This window comes from [Micrococcus luteus] ATCC 49442 (assembly GCF_010367585.1).
Lineage (GTDB): Bacteria > Actinomycetota > Actinomycetes > Actinomycetales > Micrococcaceae > Arthrobacter > Arthrobacter luteus_A.
The window spans coordinates 3,152,154-3,170,985 of the sequence record NZ_JAAAXP010000001.1 but is presented as its reverse complement, the minus strand read 5'-3'; the positions used below and the strand labels follow the sequence as shown (position 1 = coordinate 3,170,985).

Annotated in this window: 19 protein-coding genes and 1 pseudogene; 10 read left to right on the top strand and 10 right to left on the bottom strand. The window is 65.6% G+C overall.

What is annotated here, in order from left to right:
• Positions 1-136: 136 nt before the first annotated feature.
• Positions 137-1,024 carry a LysR family transcriptional regulator gene (locus GUV69_RS14450; protein ID WP_164203599.1) on the bottom strand — a complete coding sequence of 296 codons (888 nt, stop codon included), beginning with the start codon at positions 1,022-1,024 and terminating at the stop codon, positions 137-139.
• A gap of 139 nt (positions 1,025-1,163) precedes the next feature.
• On the opposite strand from GUV69_RS14450, the gene GUV69_RS14445 reads away from it, so the two are divergent.
• The 5 genes from GUV69_RS14445 (at position 1,164) to GUV69_RS14425 (ending at position 5,289) form a co-directional block, all read left to right on the top strand.
• Positions 1,164-2,168 carry a Bug family tripartite tricarboxylate transporter substrate binding protein gene (locus GUV69_RS14445; RefSeq protein ID WP_164203595.1) on the top strand — a complete coding sequence of 335 codons (1,005 nt, stop codon included), beginning with the start codon at positions 1,164-1,166 and terminating at the stop codon, positions 2,166-2,168.
• Positions 2,169-2,173: 5 nt separating this feature from the next.
• Positions 2,174-2,758 (top strand): tripartite tricarboxylate transporter TctB family protein, encoded by a 585-nt coding sequence (locus tag GUV69_RS14440; protein ID WP_164203592.1) that lies wholly within the window; start codon positions 2,174-2,176, stop codon positions 2,756-2,758.
• Positions 2,759-2,767: 9 nt separating this feature from the next.
• Positions 2,768-4,303 (top strand): tripartite tricarboxylate transporter permease, encoded by a 1,536-nt coding sequence (locus GUV69_RS14435; RefSeq protein ID WP_164203589.1) that lies wholly within the window; start codon positions 2,768-2,770, stop codon positions 4,301-4,303.
• Positions 4,300-4,704: a universal stress protein gene (locus tag GUV69_RS14430; RefSeq protein WP_164203586.1), complete on the top strand. Its 405-nt coding sequence runs from the start codon at positions 4,300-4,302 to the stop codon at positions 4,702-4,704. Before GUV69_RS14435 ends, GUV69_RS14430 begins: the two co-directional genes overlap by 4 nt.
• 102 nt (positions 4,705-4,806) lie before the next feature.
• Entirely contained in the window at positions 4,807-5,289 is a 483-nt protein-coding gene (locus tag GUV69_RS14425) for a pyridoxamine 5'-phosphate oxidase family protein (protein ID WP_164203583.1), read from the top strand.
• A gap of 83 nt (positions 5,290-5,372) precedes the next feature.
• Here GUV69_RS14425 and GUV69_RS14420 read toward each other — a convergent pair whose 3' ends face one another.
• Positions 5,373-5,975 carry a DUF6919 domain-containing protein gene (locus GUV69_RS14420; RefSeq protein ID WP_164203580.1) on the bottom strand — a complete coding sequence of 201 codons (603 nt, stop codon included), beginning with the start codon at positions 5,973-5,975 and terminating at the stop codon, positions 5,373-5,375.
• A gap of 53 nt (positions 5,976-6,028) precedes the next feature.
• Positions 6,029-6,619: a hypothetical protein gene (locus GUV69_RS14415; protein ID WP_164203576.1), complete on the bottom strand. Its 591-nt coding sequence runs from the start codon at positions 6,617-6,619 to the stop codon at positions 6,029-6,031.
• Positions 6,620-6,778: 159 nt separating this feature from the next.
• Between GUV69_RS14415 and GUV69_RS14410 the strand changes: the two genes are divergently transcribed.
• Complete coding sequence (locus GUV69_RS14410) at positions 6,779-7,159, top strand: VOC family protein (RefSeq protein ID WP_164203574.1); 381 nt, start codon at positions 6,779-6,781, stop codon at positions 7,157-7,159.
• 86 nt (positions 7,160-7,245) lie between these two features.
• Here the strand turns inward: GUV69_RS14410 and GUV69_RS14405 are convergent, their stop codons facing one another.
• Positions 7,246-7,650, bottom strand: a complete 405-nt coding sequence (locus GUV69_RS14405) for a DUF5997 family protein (RefSeq protein ID WP_164203571.1) — start codon at positions 7,648-7,650, stop codon at positions 7,246-7,248.
• On the opposite strand from GUV69_RS14405, the gene GUV69_RS14400 reads away from it, so the two are divergent.
• Entirely contained in the window at positions 7,649-8,452 is an 804-nt protein-coding gene (locus GUV69_RS14400) for a LysR substrate-binding domain-containing protein (protein ID WP_164206586.1), read from the top strand. The genes GUV69_RS14405 and GUV69_RS14400 overlap by 2 nt on opposite strands.
• A 71-nt stretch (positions 8,453-8,523) precedes the next feature.
• Here GUV69_RS14400 and GUV69_RS14395 read toward each other — a convergent pair whose 3' ends face one another.
• The 6 genes from GUV69_RS14395 to GUV69_RS14370 all read right to left on the bottom strand — a co-directional run bounded on the left by GUV69_RS14395 (position 8,524) and on the right by GUV69_RS14370 (position 14,792).
• Positions 8,524-10,197 (bottom strand): glycoside hydrolase family 13 protein, encoded by a 1,674-nt coding sequence (locus GUV69_RS14395; protein ID WP_431197131.1) that lies wholly within the window; start codon positions 10,195-10,197, stop codon positions 8,524-8,526.
• A gap of 91 nt (positions 10,198-10,288) precedes the next feature.
• Entirely contained in the window at positions 10,289-11,179 is an 891-nt protein-coding gene (locus GUV69_RS14390; protein WP_164203565.1) for a carbohydrate ABC transporter permease, read from the bottom strand.
• Positions 11,176-12,114: a carbohydrate ABC transporter permease gene (locus GUV69_RS14385; RefSeq protein WP_164203563.1), complete on the bottom strand. Its 939-nt coding sequence runs from the start codon at positions 12,112-12,114 to the stop codon at positions 11,176-11,178. The genes GUV69_RS14390 and GUV69_RS14385 overlap by 4 nt, the downstream gene beginning before the upstream one ends.
• A 38-nt stretch (positions 12,115-12,152) precedes the next feature.
• A complete protein-coding gene (locus GUV69_RS14380; protein ID WP_208786651.1) occupies positions 12,153-13,430 on the bottom strand; it encodes an ABC transporter substrate-binding protein in 1,278 nt (425 codons plus the stop codon).
• A gap of 316 nt (positions 13,431-13,746) precedes the next feature.
• Complete coding sequence (locus tag GUV69_RS14375; RefSeq protein ID WP_164203560.1) at positions 13,747-14,082, bottom strand: hypothetical protein; 336 nt, start codon at positions 14,080-14,082, stop codon at positions 13,747-13,749.
• Positions 14,083-14,099: 17 nt separating this feature from the next.
• Positions 14,100-14,792 (bottom strand): GntR family transcriptional regulator, encoded by a 693-nt coding sequence (locus GUV69_RS14370; RefSeq protein ID WP_164203557.1) that lies wholly within the window; start codon positions 14,790-14,792, stop codon positions 14,100-14,102.
• A gap of 106 nt (positions 14,793-14,898) precedes the next feature.
• Here GUV69_RS14370 and GUV69_RS14365 point away from each other — a divergent pair.
• From GUV69_RS14365 to GUV69_RS14355, 3 genes and pseudogenes are all read left to right on the top strand, one after another.
• Positions 14,899-15,656: pseudogene (locus GUV69_RS14365) on the top strand (LamB/YcsF family protein).
• Between the two features lie 70 nt (positions 15,657-15,726).
• Complete coding sequence (locus tag GUV69_RS14360; RefSeq protein WP_164203554.1) at positions 15,727-17,079, top strand: MFS transporter; 1,353 nt, start codon at positions 15,727-15,729, stop codon at positions 17,077-17,079.
• A gap of 19 nt (positions 17,080-17,098) precedes the next feature.
• The gene (locus tag GUV69_RS14355; RefSeq protein WP_164206582.1) at positions 17,099-18,826 is read left to right on the top strand and encodes a 5-oxoprolinase subunit B/C family protein; all 1,728 of its coding nucleotides are present in this window, start codon (positions 17,099-17,101) and stop codon (positions 18,824-18,826) included.
• Positions 18,827-18,832 lie beyond the last annotated feature (6 nt).

The window sequence follows — 18,832 nt, the reverse complement described above, 5'->3', positions numbered from 1 at the left end:
AGAGCGCCGCGTCCTGAGTGCCGCGGGCGGTTGGTGTTGGTTCCTGATCAGGTTAGGCAGAGGACGTGATGCCTGTCTAAGTGTATTTGTGTATCTGTTGATACCCAAAGGGTATTGGCTCCCGACGGCGGTGCTGCTACTCGGTGCGGAACTCCAGATCCTGCAGGAGTCGCCGCAGCGCGGGGTTGACCACCTTGCGGTTCCAGATTGCGTGCAGCTCCACGGGCTGCTCACTTTCCAGCCCGGCCAATGGCAGATACTCGACGCCCTTAATGGCCAGCAGGGTGGCCGAGTGTGGCACGAAGGCCACTCCGCGGCGGGCTGCCACCAGGGACACCATTGTGAGGATCTGACTGACTGTGTGGACCACGTTGGCGTGCTGGATGGGAAGCATCTTGACCACCAGGTCGTAGAAATACGTCGCCTTCGTTGGTGAGTGCATAATCAGCGGCTCGTCGCGGAGGTTAGTGTCTTCAATCGGGCGGGAAAGATCCGCGAGCCGGTGCCCGCTGGGAACCGCCAGCATCATCGGCTCCGTATAGAGCAGGTGCGAGTCGAAGATCTCCCGGTCGAACGGAGGCCGGGCAAGGCCCAGATCGAGACCGCCGCTGAGGAGGCCCTGGATCTGTTCGCCCGTGACGAGTTCCTGCAGGTCTATGTCCACATCCGGGATGATCTCCGAAATCTCCTCCAGCAGGGGGCCGAGGATGCTGAAGCCACTGGCGGCGGTGAAGCCTACACGCAGCATGCCCGAGCGGCCGGTGGCAATCCGCCGTGCGGTGATGGGCGCGCGGGTGGCCAGGGCCATCAGCCGCCGGGCTTCCTCCAGGAATGCTTCACCGGCAGGGGTGAGCTGGACTTTCCGGTTGTCGCGCTCCAGGAGTTCGGTCCCGATGGTTTTTTCCAGTTTCTGGATCTGCCGGCTCAGGGGAGGCTGGGTCATGTTGAGCCGTTCGGCGGCCCTGCCGAAGTGCAGTTCCTCGGCCACGGCGATGAATCCGGCCAGCTGGTCAAACGTAAACATGATGCCTTCCGGGTATCACTCGATGCTTACATGGGCTTAGACATGCATCATAGCTCGTCCCTAAACTCGTTCCAGCGAGCCAACGTGATTCGGTTCACAACTGTCCGGGATGATCCCGGAGTCCCTATGAGGAGTTCCAATGAAGCACTTCCCCACCCGCCGCACCATTCTCGGAGCCGCGTCGGCCCTCACGCTGCTGGCGATGACTGCCTGCGGCAACGTCGCAGGCAGCGGCGGCGCAGATTCAGCCAAGTACCCGTCTGGCCCCGTCAACCTCTCCGTTGGCCAGGCCGCCGGCGGCAGCACCGACCTGATCGCCCGTGCCCTCGCCGAAGGTGCCTCCAAAACCCTTGGCCAGCCGATGCCGGTGGTCAACAAGCCCGGTGCCAACGGCGCCCTCGCAACCAAGGAAGTTGCCGGCAAGCCCGCCGACGGCCAGGAACTGGTCCTGCTGAACGCATCCCTGATTACCATCACGCCGCTGGCCGTCTCAGCCGACGAAGCCGTGAACATTGACGACCTGGACATCATTGCCGGCCTGTCGCAGGACGACTACGTCCTGGTGGCCAGCCCCGGATCCGGGTTCAAGACCTTCAAGGATGTGACCGACGCCGGCCGTAACGTCACCTTCGGCACCACCGGCGTAGGCACCGGCAGCCAACTGGCCCAGACTGTGCTCTTCAAGCAGGCCAACGTCACCGGCACCGACATCCCCTTCGACAGCGGCAAGCCCGCCCTGACCGCAGCCCTGGGCAACCAGGTGGAGCTCGCCACCATCCAGCTCGGTGAAGCCATGCCGCAGATCGAGGCCGGGAAGGTGGCCCCGCTGCTGGTCTTCTCGGAAGAGCGGAACACGTTCCTGCCGGACACCCCCACGGCCAAGGAAGCCGGCTATGACGTTCCGGTGGCCCAGTACCGCGCCGTCGCCGCTCCCAAGGGCACCCCGCAGGACGTCAAAGACAAGCTGACTGCCGCCTTCAAGGAGGCCACCCAGTCGGACGCCTACAAGGAATTCAACAAAAAGAACATGCTGACGCCCAAGGAGATCTCCGGCGAGGAAGTCGTCAAGGAGTGGAAGGCCTACGCGGCCAAGTACAAGGAACTGGTGGAGAAGTACGACATCAGCCTCAGCGGAAATAAGTGACTCTTATGACAGGAACACCCGCAGTGCCCGCCGGTGGCAGCAGCGAAACCGCTGCCGCCGGCGGGGACGCCCCCCGATCACTTCCCGACGACGTCCTGGATGATCTGACGCCCGAACAGCTCGCTGCCCAATGGGAAGAAGAAAAGCCGCCGGCAGCAGGCGCCCTGGCCAACGCGGCCTCCTCCCTGGTGGTCATCGGCGTGGGGACCGGCGCGGCCGTCCTGGCCATCGTGATGGGGCTGGGCACACCGGCGGCACCGCAGCCCGGCCTCTGGCCGTTCATCATCAGCTGCGTCATGGTGGCCCTTGGGCTCTTCCAGCTGATCGCCGGCAGGCACAACCGGGATGCGGAGAAATTCACCCGCATGTCGGCGGCTCCGCTGACCGGGCTGGTGACGCTCGCCGCCATGGTGGCCCTGATGCCGCTGATTGGCTTTGAAATCCCGGCCCTGGTCCTGTGTGTCATCTGGATGCGCTTCCTCGGCGGCGAAACCTGGCGCTCCACCCTCGTTGTCAGTGCAAGTGTGGTCATTGCCTTCTACGGCATCTTCGTCCTCGCGCTCGGCACCTCCATTCCCCACCTCTTCTAGGAGACCCCCGTGGATTTTCTTAATCCCGTGATCAACGGATTTTCCGTTGTCCTGGAGCCGACCAATCTCCTCTACTGCCTGATCGGCGTTGTGATCGGCATGCTGATCGGTGTGCTGCCCGGCTTGGGGCCCGCGGCAACCATCGCCATCCTTCTTCCGCTCACCTACAACGTTGAGCCAGTCACCGCCATCATCATGCTGGCCGGCATCTTCTATGGTGCCCAGTACGGCGGCACCATCACCTCCGTGCTGCTCCGGCTCCCCGGCGAAGCGTCCTCGGTGGTCACCGTCTTCGACGGCTACCAGATGGCAAAGCAGGGCAAGGCCGGCACCGCGCTGGGCCTGGCAGCAATCGGCTCCTTCGTCGGCGGCACGGCAGCCATTATCGGCCTGACCTTCCTCGCCCCCATCGTGGCCGGTTTCGCCCTGGATTTCGGGCCGCCCGAGTACACCGCCCTGGCGCTGCTTGGCATCCTCCTTGTGGCCACCATCAGCAACGGATCGAAGGCCAAGGCGCTGATCGCCGCGGCCCTGGGCCTCCTGCTGGCCACGGTGGGCCGGGATATCTTCACCGGTGAAAGCCGCTTTACGTTCGGCAGCCTGCAACTCGCGGACGGTATCGACTTCGTGCCGATCGCCATGGGCATCTTCGGCCTCGGGGAGATCCTCTACAACCTGGAGGAACGGCACAGGGCCGCGAAGGCGCCGTCGAAAGTTGCCAACGTCTGGCCCTCCCGGAAGGACCTGAAGCAGGCCTCCGGCGCGATCGGCCGCGGCTCGGTCCTCGGCTTCTTCCTGGGCATCCTCCCCGGCGGCGGCGCAACCATCGCCTCCATGGCCTCCTACGCCATGGAGAAAAAGCGGGCCAAGCAGCCTGAGCGCTTCGGCAAGGGTGCTCCCGAAGGTGTGGCCGGCCCGGAAACCGCGAACAACGCCGCCGCAACCTCCTCCTTCATCCCGCTGCTGACCCTGGGCATCCCCGCCAACGCCACCATGGCCCTGATGTTCGGTGCCCTGCTCATCCAGGGCGTCACGCCCGGACCGCAGCTGGTGGAACAGAACCCGGAGCTCTTCTGGGGCGTGGTGAACTCCATGTACATCGGCAACATCCTGCTGCTGATCATGAGCCTGCCGCTCGTGGGCATCTTCGTAAAGATCCTCCGCGTCCGGGCCGCCATCCTGGCACCCGTCACCGCGCTGATCACCCTGCTGGGCGCGTACACCATCAACAACAGCATGTTCGATGTGACACTCGTTGTGGTCTTCGGCATCGTTGGCTACCTCATGAAGAAGTTCGGGTTTGAGCCCGGGCCGCTGGTCCTCGCCTTCGTGCTGGGCGAGCTGCTGGAAAGCTCGATGCGTCGCTCCCTGCTGGTCTTCGGCGGCGACCCCACCGGCTTCTTCGGCCGCCCCATCTCGGCCACCCTGCTGCTGGTGTTCGTCCTGGTAGCCGTCCTGCCGTTCATCCGCAGTGCCATGGCAAAGCGCAAAGCCGCCTCCGCCCCGGCCGGCCCGGCAACCACAGAAATCAAGGAGAAGGTATGAGCATCATCGTTGGATTCGTCCCCACCCCTGCCGGTGAGGCCGCGCTGGTGGCGGGCATCGCTGAGGCCACCCTCCGCAAAGAGGACCTGGTGATCGTCAATTCAGCACGCGAAGGCGCCTTGGTGGACAAGTCCGTGGCGCCGTCGGACCTGCTGGCAGACGCGGCCCGCCGGGCGACGGAGGCAGGGGTCAAGGCAACCGTGATGCAGCCGCCCTACCTGAACGACCTGGCCGATGAGTTCCTTGAGGTGGCCCGCCAGGTGGACGCGTCACTCATTGTCATCGGGCTGCGCCACCGCTCACAGGTGGGCAAGTTCATCCTCGGCAGCCACGCCCAGCGGATCCTGATGCAGGCCGACCGGCCGGTGCTCGCCGTCAAGGCCGGCAACTCCCACTTCTAAGCGCCTGACGGCGGGCATTGCGTGCTGAGGGTGGATTCTAAGCATGCTTACCAATAGGCTGGGCGGAGGGAACTTCCCTTCCAATCAGAACGAGGTGAGAGCATGACGGACACTGAGAACATCAGCAAAGTTACGGACATCATCAACGATTCCCACATCGGGATGTTGACCACCATCAACGAAGAGGGTGCGCTGGTCAGCCGCCCGCTCGCCGTCCAGGAAGTCAAGGAAGACGGCGACCTCTGGTTTTTCACCGGCATCGGCACGTCGCAGGTGGCTCACGTCCGCGCCGATCCGCGGGTGAATGTGTCGTTCGGCAAGCGCACAGAGTGGGTGTCCCTGGCAGGCACCGCCGAGGTCGTGACAGACCGCGCCAAGATCCACGAAATGTGGAACCAGACCGTTGAAGCCTGGTTCCCGGACGGACCGGACACTCCTGAGGTGTGCCTGCTCCGGGTGGACTCGGACTCTGCCGAGTATTGGACCAGCCCCGGCGGGACCGCGGCCACCGTTTTCCAGTGGGTGAAGTCCAAGGTGACGCACAGCCGCATGAGCGTGGGCGAAAGCGGCACGGTAGAGCTGTAGGGATCTTAAGCAGGCGGACGGGCCCGCCGCGCAAGCGGCGGGCCCGTCCTTTTCGTTAAGGCCGCCTGTGGTTAACGGGGGATCTACTGCCGCGCGGTCAGCGTGGCGAAGACGGCCGGCAGCAGCACGTCATTCCGGCCCCAGACGGGGTCCAGGATCTCCACGTACCAGGAGTCGGCAAGCAGCAGGGCAAGGGTGTCGTTCGTTTCGTCCGCCCAGTCCTGGATCTGCTCTTCGTCCACCGGGTTCTCACTGGAGCCGAGGACGGTGACTACTTCGCCGCCGTCGAGCGTTACCGGGATGGCCGCGTTGCTGGATTCGCCGGGCGCATGCGCCACGGTCACCAGCTCGGTGCGCGTGGAGAGGACCAGCAGGTCCGCCGCGATCTCAGCGCTGCAGAATGCCGTGACGTACGCGCGCTGGGAGGTTCCGTCGGAGTGCAGGCCCGGCTGGGATTCCTTGGTGAACAGCCCGTTCCGGTTGAGGGCTGCCAACTCGGCGGCGATCGGTTCAGTTTCGTCGTCGTAGCGGACGGTGAAGGTGGCGGCCTGGTATTCGCTGTGGCCCTCCAGCCACCGGGCCGTCAGCTCCCCGGCAGCGGCGAGGGTAGTGGCCTGGCGCCAGGCCCCCTTATCCTCAAGGCGCCTGCCGAACTGGTCACGGATGTCCGCTTCTGTGGGTTCCATCCTCGGATGCTACGGGGCACCGAGGCCGGACTCCAGTGGCAGCGACACAGCAGTTAACCTCGCGCCGGGATGCCCGCGGCCTGTTCCGCTGCGCTGAGGGCCAAGGCAAAGCGCCCGACGGCGGATGCGTACCCTTGGTGCCGCCCGGAACGCAGCTGCTCGGCCTCCCGCATCGCTTTGATCAGGGCCGATGTCTCCGGACGGCGGACATCGGTCATGGCCGGATAGTCGATGCAGCAGGCCGGATCCAGTTCGTAGCGGCTCCACCGGGCCAGCAAGGTGTCATGCTCAACCTGCGCCGCCGTGTACACAGGCTGGTTTTCCTTTTGCTGCCGGAGGTTTGCGTGCCACGCGAGGATCCGCGGGCTGCCCCGGTACGCGGCCACCCCCGCACCGGCGCCGAGCGCCGTAAGGACCGCACCGGACCAGGGCGCCGCCAGCGTGGGGATCAGGAGCGCCGGCACGGCCACGGCAGAGCCCATAAACAGGTCCCAGAACACAGGATCCGATGCCCGGGTTTCCGGGTCCGCGGCGGAATGGTGGCGGACAGCCAGGACGGTGGCCGTCACCGCGCACACCAGCACCGCACCCCAAAACACCAGCTGAAATGCTCCCACAAGGGCGGATTCTGCAAATGCCGGCACCGCGGCACCTCCCCGTATCAGGCCCGGCCCAGGATTCCGGACTGCTGATTCCATTGCATCCCCTGCGGCCGTTGGGGTCAATGGGCCGCCGTGCTGCCGGCGGCATGGATTCGGCGCCGGAGGTTCTCACGCCTGCAGCGGGCCGGGTAGCTTGGGACCATGAGACTGAAAATGTGCAGCATCCACGTCAAGGATCCCGCGGCCGCCCACACCTTTTACACGGAGACCCTCGGGTTCGACACGCTGATGGCGATGCCCGAACACAACCTCTTCATCATCAAGGATCCCGGCGCGGACGATAAATCTGCGGGGCTGCTGCTGGAGCCCAGCGACAACCCGATCGGCGCAGACTACATGAACGCAGTGCACGACGCCGGGATGCCGGCCATCGTCTTCGGCGTACCGGACGTACAGGCCGAGTACGAGCGGCTGGTGGCTGCCGGCGTCCAGTTCAAGGGCGAGCCGACGGAGGATCCTTACGGAACCAGTGCCGTTTTCGAGGACGGCTGCGGCAACCTGGTCCAGATACACCAGGACTGAGCCGGATCCGGAGAAAACGAAAGCCTGTCCGAGGATCCTGACCTTACAGGTTCGGATCCGCGGACAGGCCTGGGGGTTCTTTGGTTCTACTCGGCCTGGGCGCGGGCTTTTTTCGCGTCCTTCTTGGCGGCCTCGTCCTTGACGCGCTGGGCTTCGGCGCGGACCGCGGCGTGGGTGGCGCGCTCGGTGACCAGCCACGCCGGGGGAGCCTGCAGCAGCGCGGTGATTTCCGCCGTCGTCAGCGCCTCTTCAACGCCGCCGCGGGCGAGGCCGCTGATGGAGACGTTCAGCTTCTGCGCCACGACGGGGCGGGGGTGCGGGCCGTTGCGGCGGAGTTCTGCGAGCCACTCCGGCGGATTGGCCTGGAGTTCGGCGAAATCGGCGCGGCTGATGGTTGAATCCTGGAACTCCTGCGGTGTTGCGGGCAGGTAGATGCCGAGTTTCTTGGCAACGGTGGCCGGCTTCATGGACTGGGAGTTTGCAGAGGTCATGCTTCAAGGGTATCCGGGCGGGCGGTACTGTGAAGACGTGCCAGCCGACAATGAATCCCCGCAGACCACCGGGCCCCTTGATAACAGCCCGTCCGACGAGACGGAGGAGGAAGCGCCCCGCGTGCTGCGGTTCGCTTACGTGGCCGGCGTGACGCCCGGGAAGTGGATCCGCCGCTGGGAAGAACGCGTGCTGGACATCCCGCTGGAATCGTTTATGTCCGACGACGGCGCGCAGCTGTCCGTCCTGACGGACGGTTCCGCGGACCTCAGCTTCGTCCGGCTTCCGGTGGAGCGCGAAGGCCTCAGCGTGATCCCCCTGTATGAGGAGCAGCCGGTGGTGGTCGCACCGAAGGGGCACGAAATTTCGGTGTTTGAAGAAGTCGCACTGGAAGACCTTGCCCAGGAGACGTTCCTGGACGTCGCGGAACTCGGCGGCCCGGAAATGGCCATGCAGGTGGTGGCATCCGGCGCCGGCCTGGTGATCCTGCCGATGTCCGTGGCCCGCCATTTTAACGTCAAGGACACCGTGGCACGGCGCCTGACGGGTGCGCCCGTCACGGAGATCGCGCTGGCCTGGCCGAGCGGTTCCACGGACGAAATCATCGAGGAGTTCGTCGGGATTGTCCGCGGCCGGACCGCGGCGAGCTCCCGCCAGCCCTCGGCCCAGCAGGAAAAGCCCAAGAAGGAACCGAAGCCGGACCGGCGCGGACCGGCCGTCAAGAAGCCGAAGGTTGCGCAACGGTATGCGCCCAACCCGGACAAAGGCCGCGGCAAGGGTTCGCGGAAGAAGGGCAAGCGCTAGGGACGTGCTCATGAGCAAGGAGATGCCTCCCGGCGCCTGGACGGCGGGAGGCATCTCCTTGAATGGTAGTGCTAAGCCTGCAGCCAGGCCGTGGTCGCTCCGGGCAGCGAATCCGCCTCCAGCGGCGAACTGGAGACCAGTACCGTGCCGGCAGGCAGGTTGACGGCTTCCGTGCCGAAGTTCGTTACGGAAGTCCAGCCGTTGGGGCGGCGGAAGGCCAGGACGTCAGGCCGTCCGGTTTCCAGCCATTCCAGGGTTTCGCCGGCTTGTAGCTCTGACCGCAGGGCCAGTGCCCGGCGGTAGATTGACAACGTCGAGCCGTCCTCGGCTTCCTGGACTTCCACTGAGTGGCGGGCGAACCATTCCGGTTGCGGCAAGTGTGCGCCGCCCGTCCCGAAGCCGAATGAGCTCCCCGAGGATGTCCAGGGCAGCGGGACGCGGCAGCCGTCACGGCCGATTTCCACGCCCTTATTGCGGAAGAAGGCCGGGTCCTGGCGCCTGGCATCGGGGATTTCGCTGCCGACTTCCTGCAGTCCCAGTTCCTCGCCCTGGTAGAGGTACGCGGAGCCCGGAAGGGCAAACATCAGCAACGACGCGGCGCGCGCCCGGCGCAGGCCGAGTTCGACGTCGACGTCTTCCTGCTTGCCGCCGGCGAGCAGCCACTGCTTGCCTGCCTCGCCGGCCATGATCCCGCCCTCGGCCGACGGCCCGGACACGGGGAGCCCGTAGCGGGTGGCGTGCCGGACGACGTCGTGGTTGGAGAACACCCAGGTGGAGGAAGCGCCGGAGGCTGCAGCCTCGGCGAGGTTCTTGGTGACGATCTTCCGGAACTGGGCGGCGTCGAAGTCTGCCTGCAGCAGGTCGAAGTTGAAGGCCTGGCCCAGTCCTTCCGGGCTGGCGTAGCGGGCGCGGCGGTCCGCGTGGACCCACGCTTCGGCGACGGCGGTGCGCGGCGGGTTGTATTCGTTGAAGACCTTGCGCCACTCGGCGTAGATTTCGTGGACTTCATCGCGATCCCAGTATGGATGCGAGCCGGCAAGGTAAAGCGCCTCGCCCTGGTCTTCGAGGTCAGCCTTGGTGGGCAGGGATTCTTCGAGGTTCTTGGTCAAGGCATGGGCGACGTCGATGCGGAAGCCGTCCACGCCGCGGTCGGACCAGAAGCGCAGGGTCCGCAGGAAGTCTTCGCGGACCTCCGGGTTGTCCCAGTTGAAGTCCGGCTGTTCCTTGGCGAAGATGTGCATGTACCACTGCCCCGGGGTTCCGTCCGGCTCCGTGATGCGCTCCCAGGCGGGACCGCCGAAGACGGAGTCCCAGTCCGACGGCGGCAGCTCACCGTTTTCGCCCAGCCCGTCGCGGAAGATGTACCGGTCGCGTTCCGGGGATCCCTTGGGCGAGGCGAGGGCTTCCTGGAACCACTCGTGGCGGTTGGAGGAGTGGTTGGGCACGATGTCCACGATCAGTTTGATGCCGGCGGCGTGCAGGGCGGACGCCATGGCGTCGAAGTCTTCCAGCGTGCCGAGCCGCGGGTCCACGTTGCGGTAGTCGTCCACGTCGTAGCCGCCGTCGGCGAGGGCTGAAGGGTAGAAGGGGCTGAGCCAGACCGCGTCGATTCCCAGGGACTTCAGGTAGGGGACCCTGGCGGTGATGCCGTTGATGTCGCCGATGCCGTCGCCGTTGGAGTCAGAGAAACTGCGGGGGTAGATCTGGTAGACCGAGGCCTGGCGCCACCAGTTGGGATCGGCCATGTTCTTGGGCTCGGTGCGGGTTGCCGTGCTGACGGTGGAGGACAAGATTGCTTCCTTTACTTTTTCTTGGTGGTCGGTGTCGCGGCTGGAGTCACTTGACGGCGCCCTGGGTGAGGCCGGACAGCACCCAGCGCTGGGTGAACAGGTAGACGACGATCGCAGGCGCCATTGCCATCAGGTATGAGGCGAAGGCGACGTTGTAGCTGTTGCTGAACTGTGTCTGGAAGATCTTCTGCAGCACGGGGATGGTCTGCAGTTCCGGGTCGGAGATGATGAGGGACGGCATCATAAAGTCGTTCCACGATGCGATGAAGGCAAAGATGCCGATTGTGGCGCTCATGGGTCCGAGCAGGGGGAAGATGAGCTTCCAGAACACCTGCCAGGTGCCGGCGCCGTCCATCCGCATGCTTTCTTCCAGTTCCAGCGGGATGGAGCGCAGGTACGCGGTAAAGAGCATCGTATTGAAGGCCAGCGCAAAGACGATGTGCAGGATGGCGACGCCGAACGGGTTGTCGAGCCCGACGAGGCCGGTGAGCTGGATTTGCGGCAGCGCCACCACGGGGAACGGGATGAACATCGCCGCGAGCAGGTAGAAGAAGGACCATCGGAAAAGCCGGCGGTTCCAGTTGCGGACCACGGCGTAGGCCGCCAGCGCCGACACGACAATCTCGCCGGCCACTGCAATCACAGAGACAAACACCGAGATCGCGAAGCCGCGTGGGAAGTTGGTGAGCGTCCACGCCTGGACAAAACTGTCGAAAGTCAGCGGGTTCGGCAGCGAGAAGGCGCTGCCCTCCACCGCCTGGCCTGTGGTTTTGAACGCCATGCTGATGGTGACATACAGGGGGACGAGCACACTGAGGGCGCAGACGATCAGGGTGATGGTAGCGGGCCAGTTGGTGTTCTCCTGGCGGGCGCGGACCCGTAGTTTCTTTCCGGCGGTAGCGGGTCCTGCGGGGATAGTGCTGGGGGCGCTGCTCATGCTGCGATCCCTCCTTTGCCACGTGTGACGCGAAGCTGGATGAGTGCAATGACGATGCTGATGAGGAAGAAGATCACGGCATTGGCCATCTGGTAGGCGTAGTCGCCGCCTTCGAAGCCACGGAAGATGGCCATCGCGACGCTGCGTGTGGAGACCCCGGGGCCGCCGTCCGTGAGGCCGACGATGATGTCGTAGGCGTTGAGGTAGTTCTTGAAGCCGAGAATCGTATTGATCACGGCATACCCGGCAATGAGGGGCAAGGTGATGTGCAGCAGGTTCTGCCAGTGCGTTGCTCCGTCGATGGAGCTCGCCTCGTAGACCTCGGTGGGGACCGTGAGGAGCCCTGCGATGTAGATCAGCATGGCACTCGGAATCGACTGCCACGCCGTGACGACGACGATCGCCAGCCAGGCGAGGTCCGGGTTGGCGAGGATGCTCGTCGACAGGACTTCAATCCCCAGGCCCTGGCCGGCCAGTGGCAGGGAGTTCGAGAAGAGGTACTGGAAGACGAACGCGATAACGATGCCTGAGATCACCATCGGGATCACGAAGACCGTGCGCAGGGCGGCCCGGAAGCGGACACGGGACGTGAGGCCAAGAGCCAGAAGGAAGGCCAGGGCGTTCACGATGATGACCGTCACGAGTGAAAAGCCGAGTGTGAAGCCGTAGGCGCCAAGGACTCCCTCATCGCGGAAGATAGCGATGAAGTTTCGGATGCCTATGAACTGGAACTCACCGAAGCCGACAGAGTTCGTGAAGCTGTAGATGAATCCGAGTACGGCCGGCAGCGTGACGGCGAGGGTGAAAATGATCAGTGAGGGGAACAGGAAAAAGTAGTAGAGCGGATCGACGCGGCTTTTGCTCGCTTTTGTCGCTTTGCTCGCTGCCCGGGCCGTCACCCCCGCGTCAGTGGAAGGTCTCGTCATTGATGACATGGATGGTCCTCGTTTCGTGCATTAGATCGGAAGAGTGATCACGCGCGGAAAGCCAAGCGCGCCCAGTCGGCGTCGAGACGGCGCAGCGTACTCTCGGCATCGGCTCCGCCGATGATCGACTGGAAGTAGTTGGCTGCGGGAATCGAGTTCGGGATGAACTGTGAGGCCCCCATGTAGAAGCGGCCCTCGTCGTAGTACTTCTGCATTTCAACGATGCGGGGGTCGGTGACCGCCGGCGCGTCCTTGCTCGTGCCGAAACCCAGGAATTCGGCGTTGTAGGGGTTCTGGATCTCCGGCTGCATGAGGTACTGAAGGAAGGCGCGGGCCCCGTCACGTCCGTTCGCGACTTCGGGGACCCACAGCGAGAGGTCGATGTTGACGCGAACCTTGAGATCGGCGGGGTTATCGGTCATCGGCAGCGGGAACGTGCCGAGGTCGACATCCGTGCCGGACTTTTCAATCTCCCCGAAGGCCCAGGGCCCCTGGAAGTACATGGCCGCCTGGCCCTGCGCCATGGCTGTGTTGCCGTCTCCGTAGCCGCGGCTCGACGCATCGGGATTCACGTACGTCGCCAGCTGGAGCATGCGCTTCACGGGTTCGAGCAGCGTTTTCTGGAACGACACTTCCGAATCCGGTCCGACATTCTCGCCGATCCTGTGCATTGATGTGTAGAACTCGCGCACGTTGACCATGCCGCCCACCGTGTAGTCGAACAGGCCCTGCGCGATGGTCCAAGGGTCGCGGAAGGTGCCGTAAATCGGAGTGATGCCAGCTGCCTTGAGCGCCTCGCACACCTCAATCAGTTCATCCCAGGTTGTCGGGACGGCCAGGCTGTTCTCTTCGAAGATCCTGCGGTTGTAGATGACCGACGCAGCCATGACCGAGTAGGGGATGACGCTCGTACGGCCCGGGTAGGTGGGGTACCAGTTTGTGAGGTCGAGCACGTCGTCCCGGATGGAAGCTGCCTGGGGGAGGTCGGAAAGATCCGAGAGTGCCCCGCGCTCCATGAACCGGGCCATCTCGAGGTTGTAGTTGAGGCACCCGAGGTCCGGCGGGCTGCTGCGCACAAAGCTGGCAGAGAGATTGGTCGCCATGTCGTGCAGAACGCGGAACCGGTCCTGGGACGCGGTGAACTTCGCCGCCAGGTCACGGAAGTACGGCACGGCTTCCGGTTTTGACTGGTGGAACGTGATGGTCGCCGGGGTACCTCCCGGCGCGCAGCCCGCGAGGCCGAAAGCGGCCAGCGCGCCTCCGGCGGCAGTTAGAAAGGTGCGTCGGGAGACTTGCGTCCCGGCGGACGTCAAAGGTGGCAACATCGGCTCCTCAGGTGTCTCACAGAGTTTATTTTGGACTTATATTTAGGTCCTATATAAGGATGGATGACAGTAGGGCCATCGTCAAGGGATTTTTGGAAAGACAGTGATCCCGGCCCGGCTGTCACGGCAGAAAATGAGGCAGGGTTGATCGCAGGCGGGCGATTGGCAGCCGGCCTGGCAGGGGAACTCAGGGCGCGCTTCAGGAGCCCGCGAGGGAGTTCTGTTCTTTCAGGAAAGGTCGAAGGGGGCCAGGGTCACTGGGACGCCGGCGGAGCGGCCCGCGTTCCGGGGCGCCGGTTCTGTTGCCGGTCCGCTGCTAAGCTGCGCAGGCTTCCGTCAGGGCGTCGACCGACTCGGCCGGCACCTGGTCGCCGGCTTCGGCGATCTGGCCGAGCGGCGTCGTAATTTCGGCAGGCACGCCGGCGGCGTCTGCGGCGGAGACCAAGCCGGCCAGGAGGGCCTTGTCCGAGACGCTGACCAGCCCGTCTTCCACAACTGTGCAGACCTGCTTCCGTACCTCGTCCGCGGCGGCGGTGGCCACCTTGGTAGCGGCATCGTTCGCCGCGCTTTCGGCCACTTCCTGCACCGAACCACAGCCGGCAACAAAGAGAAGCAGGGGGACGGTGGACAGGGCGGCGAGGCGGCGTTTCATGGGTCCAGCCTACCGGCTCAGGCTGTTCCGGCTTCCCCGTGCACGTCCGCCAGGTTGTCCTCGGACCGGTCCAGGTACGCCAGCAGAAGGTCTGCCGCGCGGTCCGGTTCACCGGCTTCCAGCGCCGCGCAGATCGCTTCGTTATCCGGCAGGTAACGCCGATAAAACTGCGCATCCACGGTGGCCTTGTGGAAAAACAGCCGCATCTCGGCCAGGACCTGGGCCATGATGGTGTTCAGCCGCGGGCTTCCGGCCAGGGCAACGATGGCGCCGTGGAAATGCTGGTTTGCGGTGCCCAGGGCCTCCTCATCGCCGGCCGCGGCGGCCCGCTTGCCCTCTTCGATGGCGGCCCGGACGGCGGCCACATCCTGCGGGCTGCCGCCGCCGCGCAGGGCGCTGACCTCGATGGCACGGCGGACCGTATAGACATCGTGGATGTCCCCCGCTTCCAGGCTGGCGACAAAAACGCCGCGGTTGGGATGCCGGACCACCAGCCGCTCGCTGGCCAGTTCGGCAAAGGCCTCGCGCACGGTGTTGCGGGAGACGCCCAGGTCTTCGGCGATGGTGGATTCGGTCAGCCTCGCCCCGGGAAGCAGGGCTCCCTCGGCCAGTTGCAGGCGAAGTTCAGAAGCCACCCGCTCTGCTACGGACGGAACCGCTACGCGAAGGCGGCCTGCGGCGGTGCGGACGGTGGGATCTGTAGTGGCCATACTCGAGAATTTACACGATCGTCACATCGTTGAATCGAAGGATTGTTGAACAATCGCTAAATTTAGTGCATCCTAGTTAGACCACCCAATGAGACGGGGATCACAAATGACTACCATCGACCTGAACAGCGATGTCGGCGAGTCCTTCGGACGCTGGACCCTGGGCGATGACCAAGCGATGTTCCGCTCGGTCTCGAGCGCCAACGTGGCCTGCGGATTCACGCCGGCGATCCCAGCGTGATCCGCCGGACCTGCCGCGAGGCGGCCGCGGCCGGTGTCGTCATCGGGGCCCACGTCGGCTACCGCGACCTCGCCGGATTCGGCCGCCGCTTCCTGGACATCAGCCCCGGAGAACTGGCCGACGACGTCGTGTACCAGATCGGCGCGCTGCAGGCCCTCGCCGCGGCTGAGGGAGCGCGGGTCCGGTACGTAAAGCCGCACGGCGGCCTCTACAACACCATCGTGACCCACAATGCCCAGGCGCAGGCCGTCGTCGATGCCGTGAAGTCGGTGGACCCCAGCCTGCCGATCATGGGGCTGCCCGGCTCGGAAGTCCTGCGGCTCGCGGAGAAAGCGGGCCTGCGGGCGGTGACGGAAGCGTTCGCGGACCGCGCCTACAACCCGGACGGCACACTCGTCTCCCGGTCAATCCCGGGAGCAGTCCTTGAGGATCCGGACCAAGTGGCGGAACATGTCCTGCGGATGGCCACGGAATCCGCCGTCCGCACAATCGACGGGTCCACCCTCAAAATCCGCGCAGAAAGCATCTGCGTGCATGGTGACTCACCGGGGGCCGTAGCGATGGCCACTGCAGTGAAGTCCGCTCTCGGCGACGCCGGTGTCAGCATCGGCTCGTTCGTCTAGCCAGTTTCGCCCAGCCCCGTTCGACGGGCATTCACAGACCCCCTGCATCACCTCACCCCGGAGGAAACCCATGACCAGCACCAGCAAAGCAGCCAAAACGGCGGCAAGGAAGCCGCCGGCCGGCGCCCTCAAGGCGTACGTCGCCAGCCTCACCGGCACCTCGCTTGAGTACTACGATTTCGCCATCTACTCGGTGGCCTCGGCCCTCGTCTTTCCCAAGATCTTCTTCCCCTCCAACGATGAGTTCGTGGGGCTCCTCCTGTCCTTCTCGGCCTTCGCAGTGGGATACCTCGCCCGCCCCATCGGCGGCATCGTGTTCGGCCGCCTGGGCGACAAGGTGGGCCGCAAGTACGTCCTCGTGTTCACCCTGGTGCTGATCGGCGTCGCAACCGTCCTCATCGGTGCGCTGCCTGACTACTCGGTCATCGGCGTCTGGGCACCCATCATCCTGGTCCTCCTGCGCCTGGCCCAGGGCATTGGCGTCGGCGGCGAATGGGGCGGCGCTGTGCTGCTGTCCAGCGAGTTCGGCGACCCCAACAAGCGCGGCTTCTGGTCCTCCGCGGCCCAGATCGGCCCGCCTGCCGGCAACCTCATGGCCAACGGTGTCCTGGCCATCCTTGCCGCTTCACTCAGCACCGAAGCCTTCCTCTCCTGGGGCTGGCGCGTAGCCTTCCTCGCCTCCGCCCTGCTGGTGGTCTTCGGCCTGATCATCCGCCTCAAGCTCGAGGAAACCCCGGTCTTCAAGGCCATCGCTGCCCACGGCGACCAGCCGAAGGCCCCCATCAAGGAAGTCTTCACCACCGAGCCCCGGGCCCTGGTGTCGGCAGCCCTCTCCCGCCTCTGCCCCGACGTCCTCTACGCACTGTTCACCGTGTTCGTGGCCGTGTACGCCACCAAGGAACTGGGCATGACCACGGGCAACGTGCTGGCCGCCATCCTCATCGGCTCCGCCTTCCAGCTCTTCCTGATCCCGCTCGCCGGCGCCCTCACGGACCGCTTCAACCGCCGCTGGGTGTACGGCATTGCCGCCGCGGCGACCGCCCTCTACATTCCGCTGTTCTTCCTGATGATCCAGGGCAAGTCCGTGGTGATGCTGTCCATCGGCGTAGTGATCGGCCTGGCCCTGCACGCCTTTATGTACGGCCCGCAGGCCGCGTTCATCACCGAGCAGTTCCCGGCCCGCCTCCGCTACGCCGGCAGCTCCCTCGCCTACACCCTGGCCGGTGTCATCGGCGGCGCCGTGGCTCCGCTGATCTTCACCGCCCTCTACGGGGTAGCGAACGGCGGCTGGTACCTGATCGCCGGATACATCGCCCTGACCGCCGTCATCACCATCGTGGGCATGCGCCTTGGCCGTGACCCGCAGCCGGAAGCGGACCTCCGGCTGCTCCACGACGGCAACGTCCAGGGCAGCCACGCCTGAGCGGCGCGGCCTGATCCCCATGGAAACAGTCAGCAACCCCGCCACGGCGAGCCGCGTGCTCGCCGCCCGCGTGCTGTCCGTCAGGACGGTGGGTACGACGGCGGTACTCGCCGAACTCTCCGGGCTCCACGACGTGCTGGCCCTGCAGGCCCTCCTGCTGGAGCAGCCGCTGCCCGGCCAGGTGGACGTCCTGGCCGCCGCCGAAACCGTGATGGTCAAGGCCGACTCGCCCGCAGCCGCGCGCCGGATGGCGGCCCGGCTGCTGGAGATGGACCTGACGGTCCATTCGCACACCGAAGGGAAGCTTGTCACCATCGAGACCGTGTACGACGGCGAGGATCTCGCCGAAGTGGGGCGGCTCACCGGCCTGGGGGCCGAGGGAGTGGTGGCAGCCCATACCGGGCAGGTCTGGACTGTGGCCTTCGGCGGCTTCGCACCGGGATTCGGGTACATGGTGGGGGAGAACCAGATGCTTGAAGTCCCGCGCCGGAGTTCGCCCCGGACCGCGGTGCCCGCCGGTTCCGTGGCCCTGGCCGGCAATTATTCGGCCGTGTACCCGCGGAAATCGCCGGGCGGCTGGCAGCTGATCGGCCGCACCGCAGCCCGTATGTGGGACCTCAGCCGGGTGCAGCCTGCCCTGGCCGCGCCGGGTGACCGGGTGCAGTTCCGTGCTGTGCGGGAACTCATTGAAGTTGCCGGAACCGAGGCGGCAGCCCCTGCTGGCGGCGATACCGAAATCCAGTCGGGCCTCCGCATTTTGTCGCCGGGACTCCAGAGCCTGATCCAGGACCTGGGCCGCCCCGGCCACGCCGGCCTGGGCGTCTCCGCCGCCGGCGCCCTGGACCGTGCCTCACTGCGCCGCGCCAACCGGGTCGTCGGCAACCAGCCCTCGGCCGCCGCCGTCGAAACCGTTGCCGGCGGGCTGCGCGTACAGGCCGTGGGCGACCAGGTGCTGGCCGTGGCAGGCGCGCCGGCGGCACTGACTGTTGTGACGCCGTCGGACGTGCCTTCCGCCGGGGACGCAGACGACGACAGTACCCAGGAAGAAAACCAGCCCGAGCAGGTGCGCGAGGTGCCAATGGCAACCGCGTTCGCCCTGCTTGACGGCGAGATCCTGACCATCGGTGCGCCCGAGCGCGGCTTCCGCAGCTATCTGGCCATCCGCGGCGGGGCAGCTGCCGAACCGGTGCTCGGCAGCCGGTCCACGGACACCATGTCCGGAATCGGCCCGGCACCCCTGGCCGCAGGGCAGATGCTGGGCGCCGGCGCCGCAACATCGTCCAACGTGGTGGGCAATCCCGAACTGCAGCCGGACTTCCCGGATGCCGGCGTGACGGTCCTGGACATCGTTCCCGGACCCCGCGACGACTGGTTCGACGCCGCCGCGCTGGACTCGCTCTGCGCCCAGGACTGGGAAGTGACGCCCCGCTCCAATCGGGTGGGCATGCGCCTGGCGGGTGAACCGCTCGCCCGGAGCCGCGACGGCGAACTGGCCAGTGAAGGAACCATGGCCGGCGCGCTCCAGATTCCGCCGGAAGGGCAGCCCGTGCTGTTCCTGGCCGACCACCCCATCACCGGCGGCTACCCCGTAATCGGCGTGGTGGTGGACCACCAGCTGGACCTCGCCGCGCAGATTCCCATCGGCGGGTCCATCCGGTTCCGCTGGGCCCCCGGCTACGGCCTGTCCGCCGATTCTTCCCCGGATTCACCCGCCGAAACCCAGACACAAGATTCCCAGACGAAGTGAGCAACT

Excerpts from the sequence above, each read along its gene's own strand:
- GUV69_RS14450 (WP_164203599.1), bottom strand. The coding sequence starts at position 1,024 with ATGTTTACGTTTGACCAGCTGGCCGGATTCATCGCCGTGGCCGAGGAA.
- GUV69_RS14445 (WP_164203595.1), top strand. The coding sequence starts at position 1,164 with ATGAAGCACTTCCCCACCCGCCGCACCATTCTCGGAGCCGCGTCGGCC.
- GUV69_RS14440 (WP_164203592.1), top strand. The coding sequence starts at position 2,174 with ATGACAGGAACACCCGCAGTGCCCGCCGGTGGCAGCAGCGAAACCGCT.
- GUV69_RS14430 (WP_164203586.1), top strand. The coding sequence starts at position 4,300 with ATGAGCATCATCGTTGGATTCGTCCCCACCCCTGCCGGTGAGGCCGCG.
- GUV69_RS14425 (WP_164203583.1), top strand. The coding sequence starts at position 4,807 with ATGACGGACACTGAGAACATCAGCAAAGTTACGGACATCATCAACGAT.
- GUV69_RS14420 (WP_164203580.1), bottom strand. The coding sequence starts at position 5,975 with ATGGAACCCACAGAAGCGGACATCCGTGACCAGTTCGGCAGGCGCCTT.
- GUV69_RS14410 (WP_164203574.1), top strand. The coding sequence starts at position 6,779 with ATGAGACTGAAAATGTGCAGCATCCACGTCAAGGATCCCGCGGCCGCC.
- GUV69_RS14400 (WP_164206586.1), top strand. The coding sequence starts at position 7,649 with ATGCTTCAAGGGTATCCGGGCGGGCGGTACTGTGAAGACGTGCCAGCC.
- GUV69_RS14405 (WP_164203571.1), bottom strand. The coding sequence starts at position 7,650 with ATGACCTCTGCAAACTCCCAGTCCATGAAGCCGGCCACCGTTGCCAAG.
- GUV69_RS14395 (WP_431197131.1), bottom strand. The coding sequence starts at position 10,197 with ATGGCCGATCCCAACTGGTGGCGCCAGGCCTCGGTCTACCAGATCTAC.
- GUV69_RS14390 (WP_164203565.1), bottom strand. The coding sequence starts at position 11,179 with ATGAGCAGCGCCCCCAGCACTATCCCCGCAGGACCCGCTACCGCCGGA.
- GUV69_RS14385 (WP_164203563.1), bottom strand. The coding sequence starts at position 12,114 with ATGTCATCAATGACGAGACCTTCCACTGACGCGGGGGTGACGGCCCGG.
- GUV69_RS14380 (WP_208786651.1), bottom strand. The coding sequence starts at position 13,430 with ATGTTGCCACCTTTGACGTCCGCCGGGACGCAAGTCTCCCGACGCACC.
- GUV69_RS14375 (WP_164203560.1), bottom strand. The coding sequence starts at position 14,082 with ATGAAACGCCGCCTCGCCGCCCTGTCCACCGTCCCCCTGCTTCTCTTT.
- GUV69_RS14370 (WP_164203557.1), bottom strand. The coding sequence starts at position 14,792 with ATGGCCACTACAGATCCCACCGTCCGCACCGCCGCAGGCCGCCTTCGC.
- GUV69_RS14360 (WP_164203554.1), top strand. The coding sequence starts at position 15,727 with ATGACCAGCACCAGCAAAGCAGCCAAAACGGCGGCAAGGAAGCCGCCG.
- GUV69_RS14355 (WP_164206582.1), top strand. The coding sequence starts at position 17,099 with ATGGAAACAGTCAGCAACCCCGCCACGGCGAGCCGCGTGCTCGCCGCC.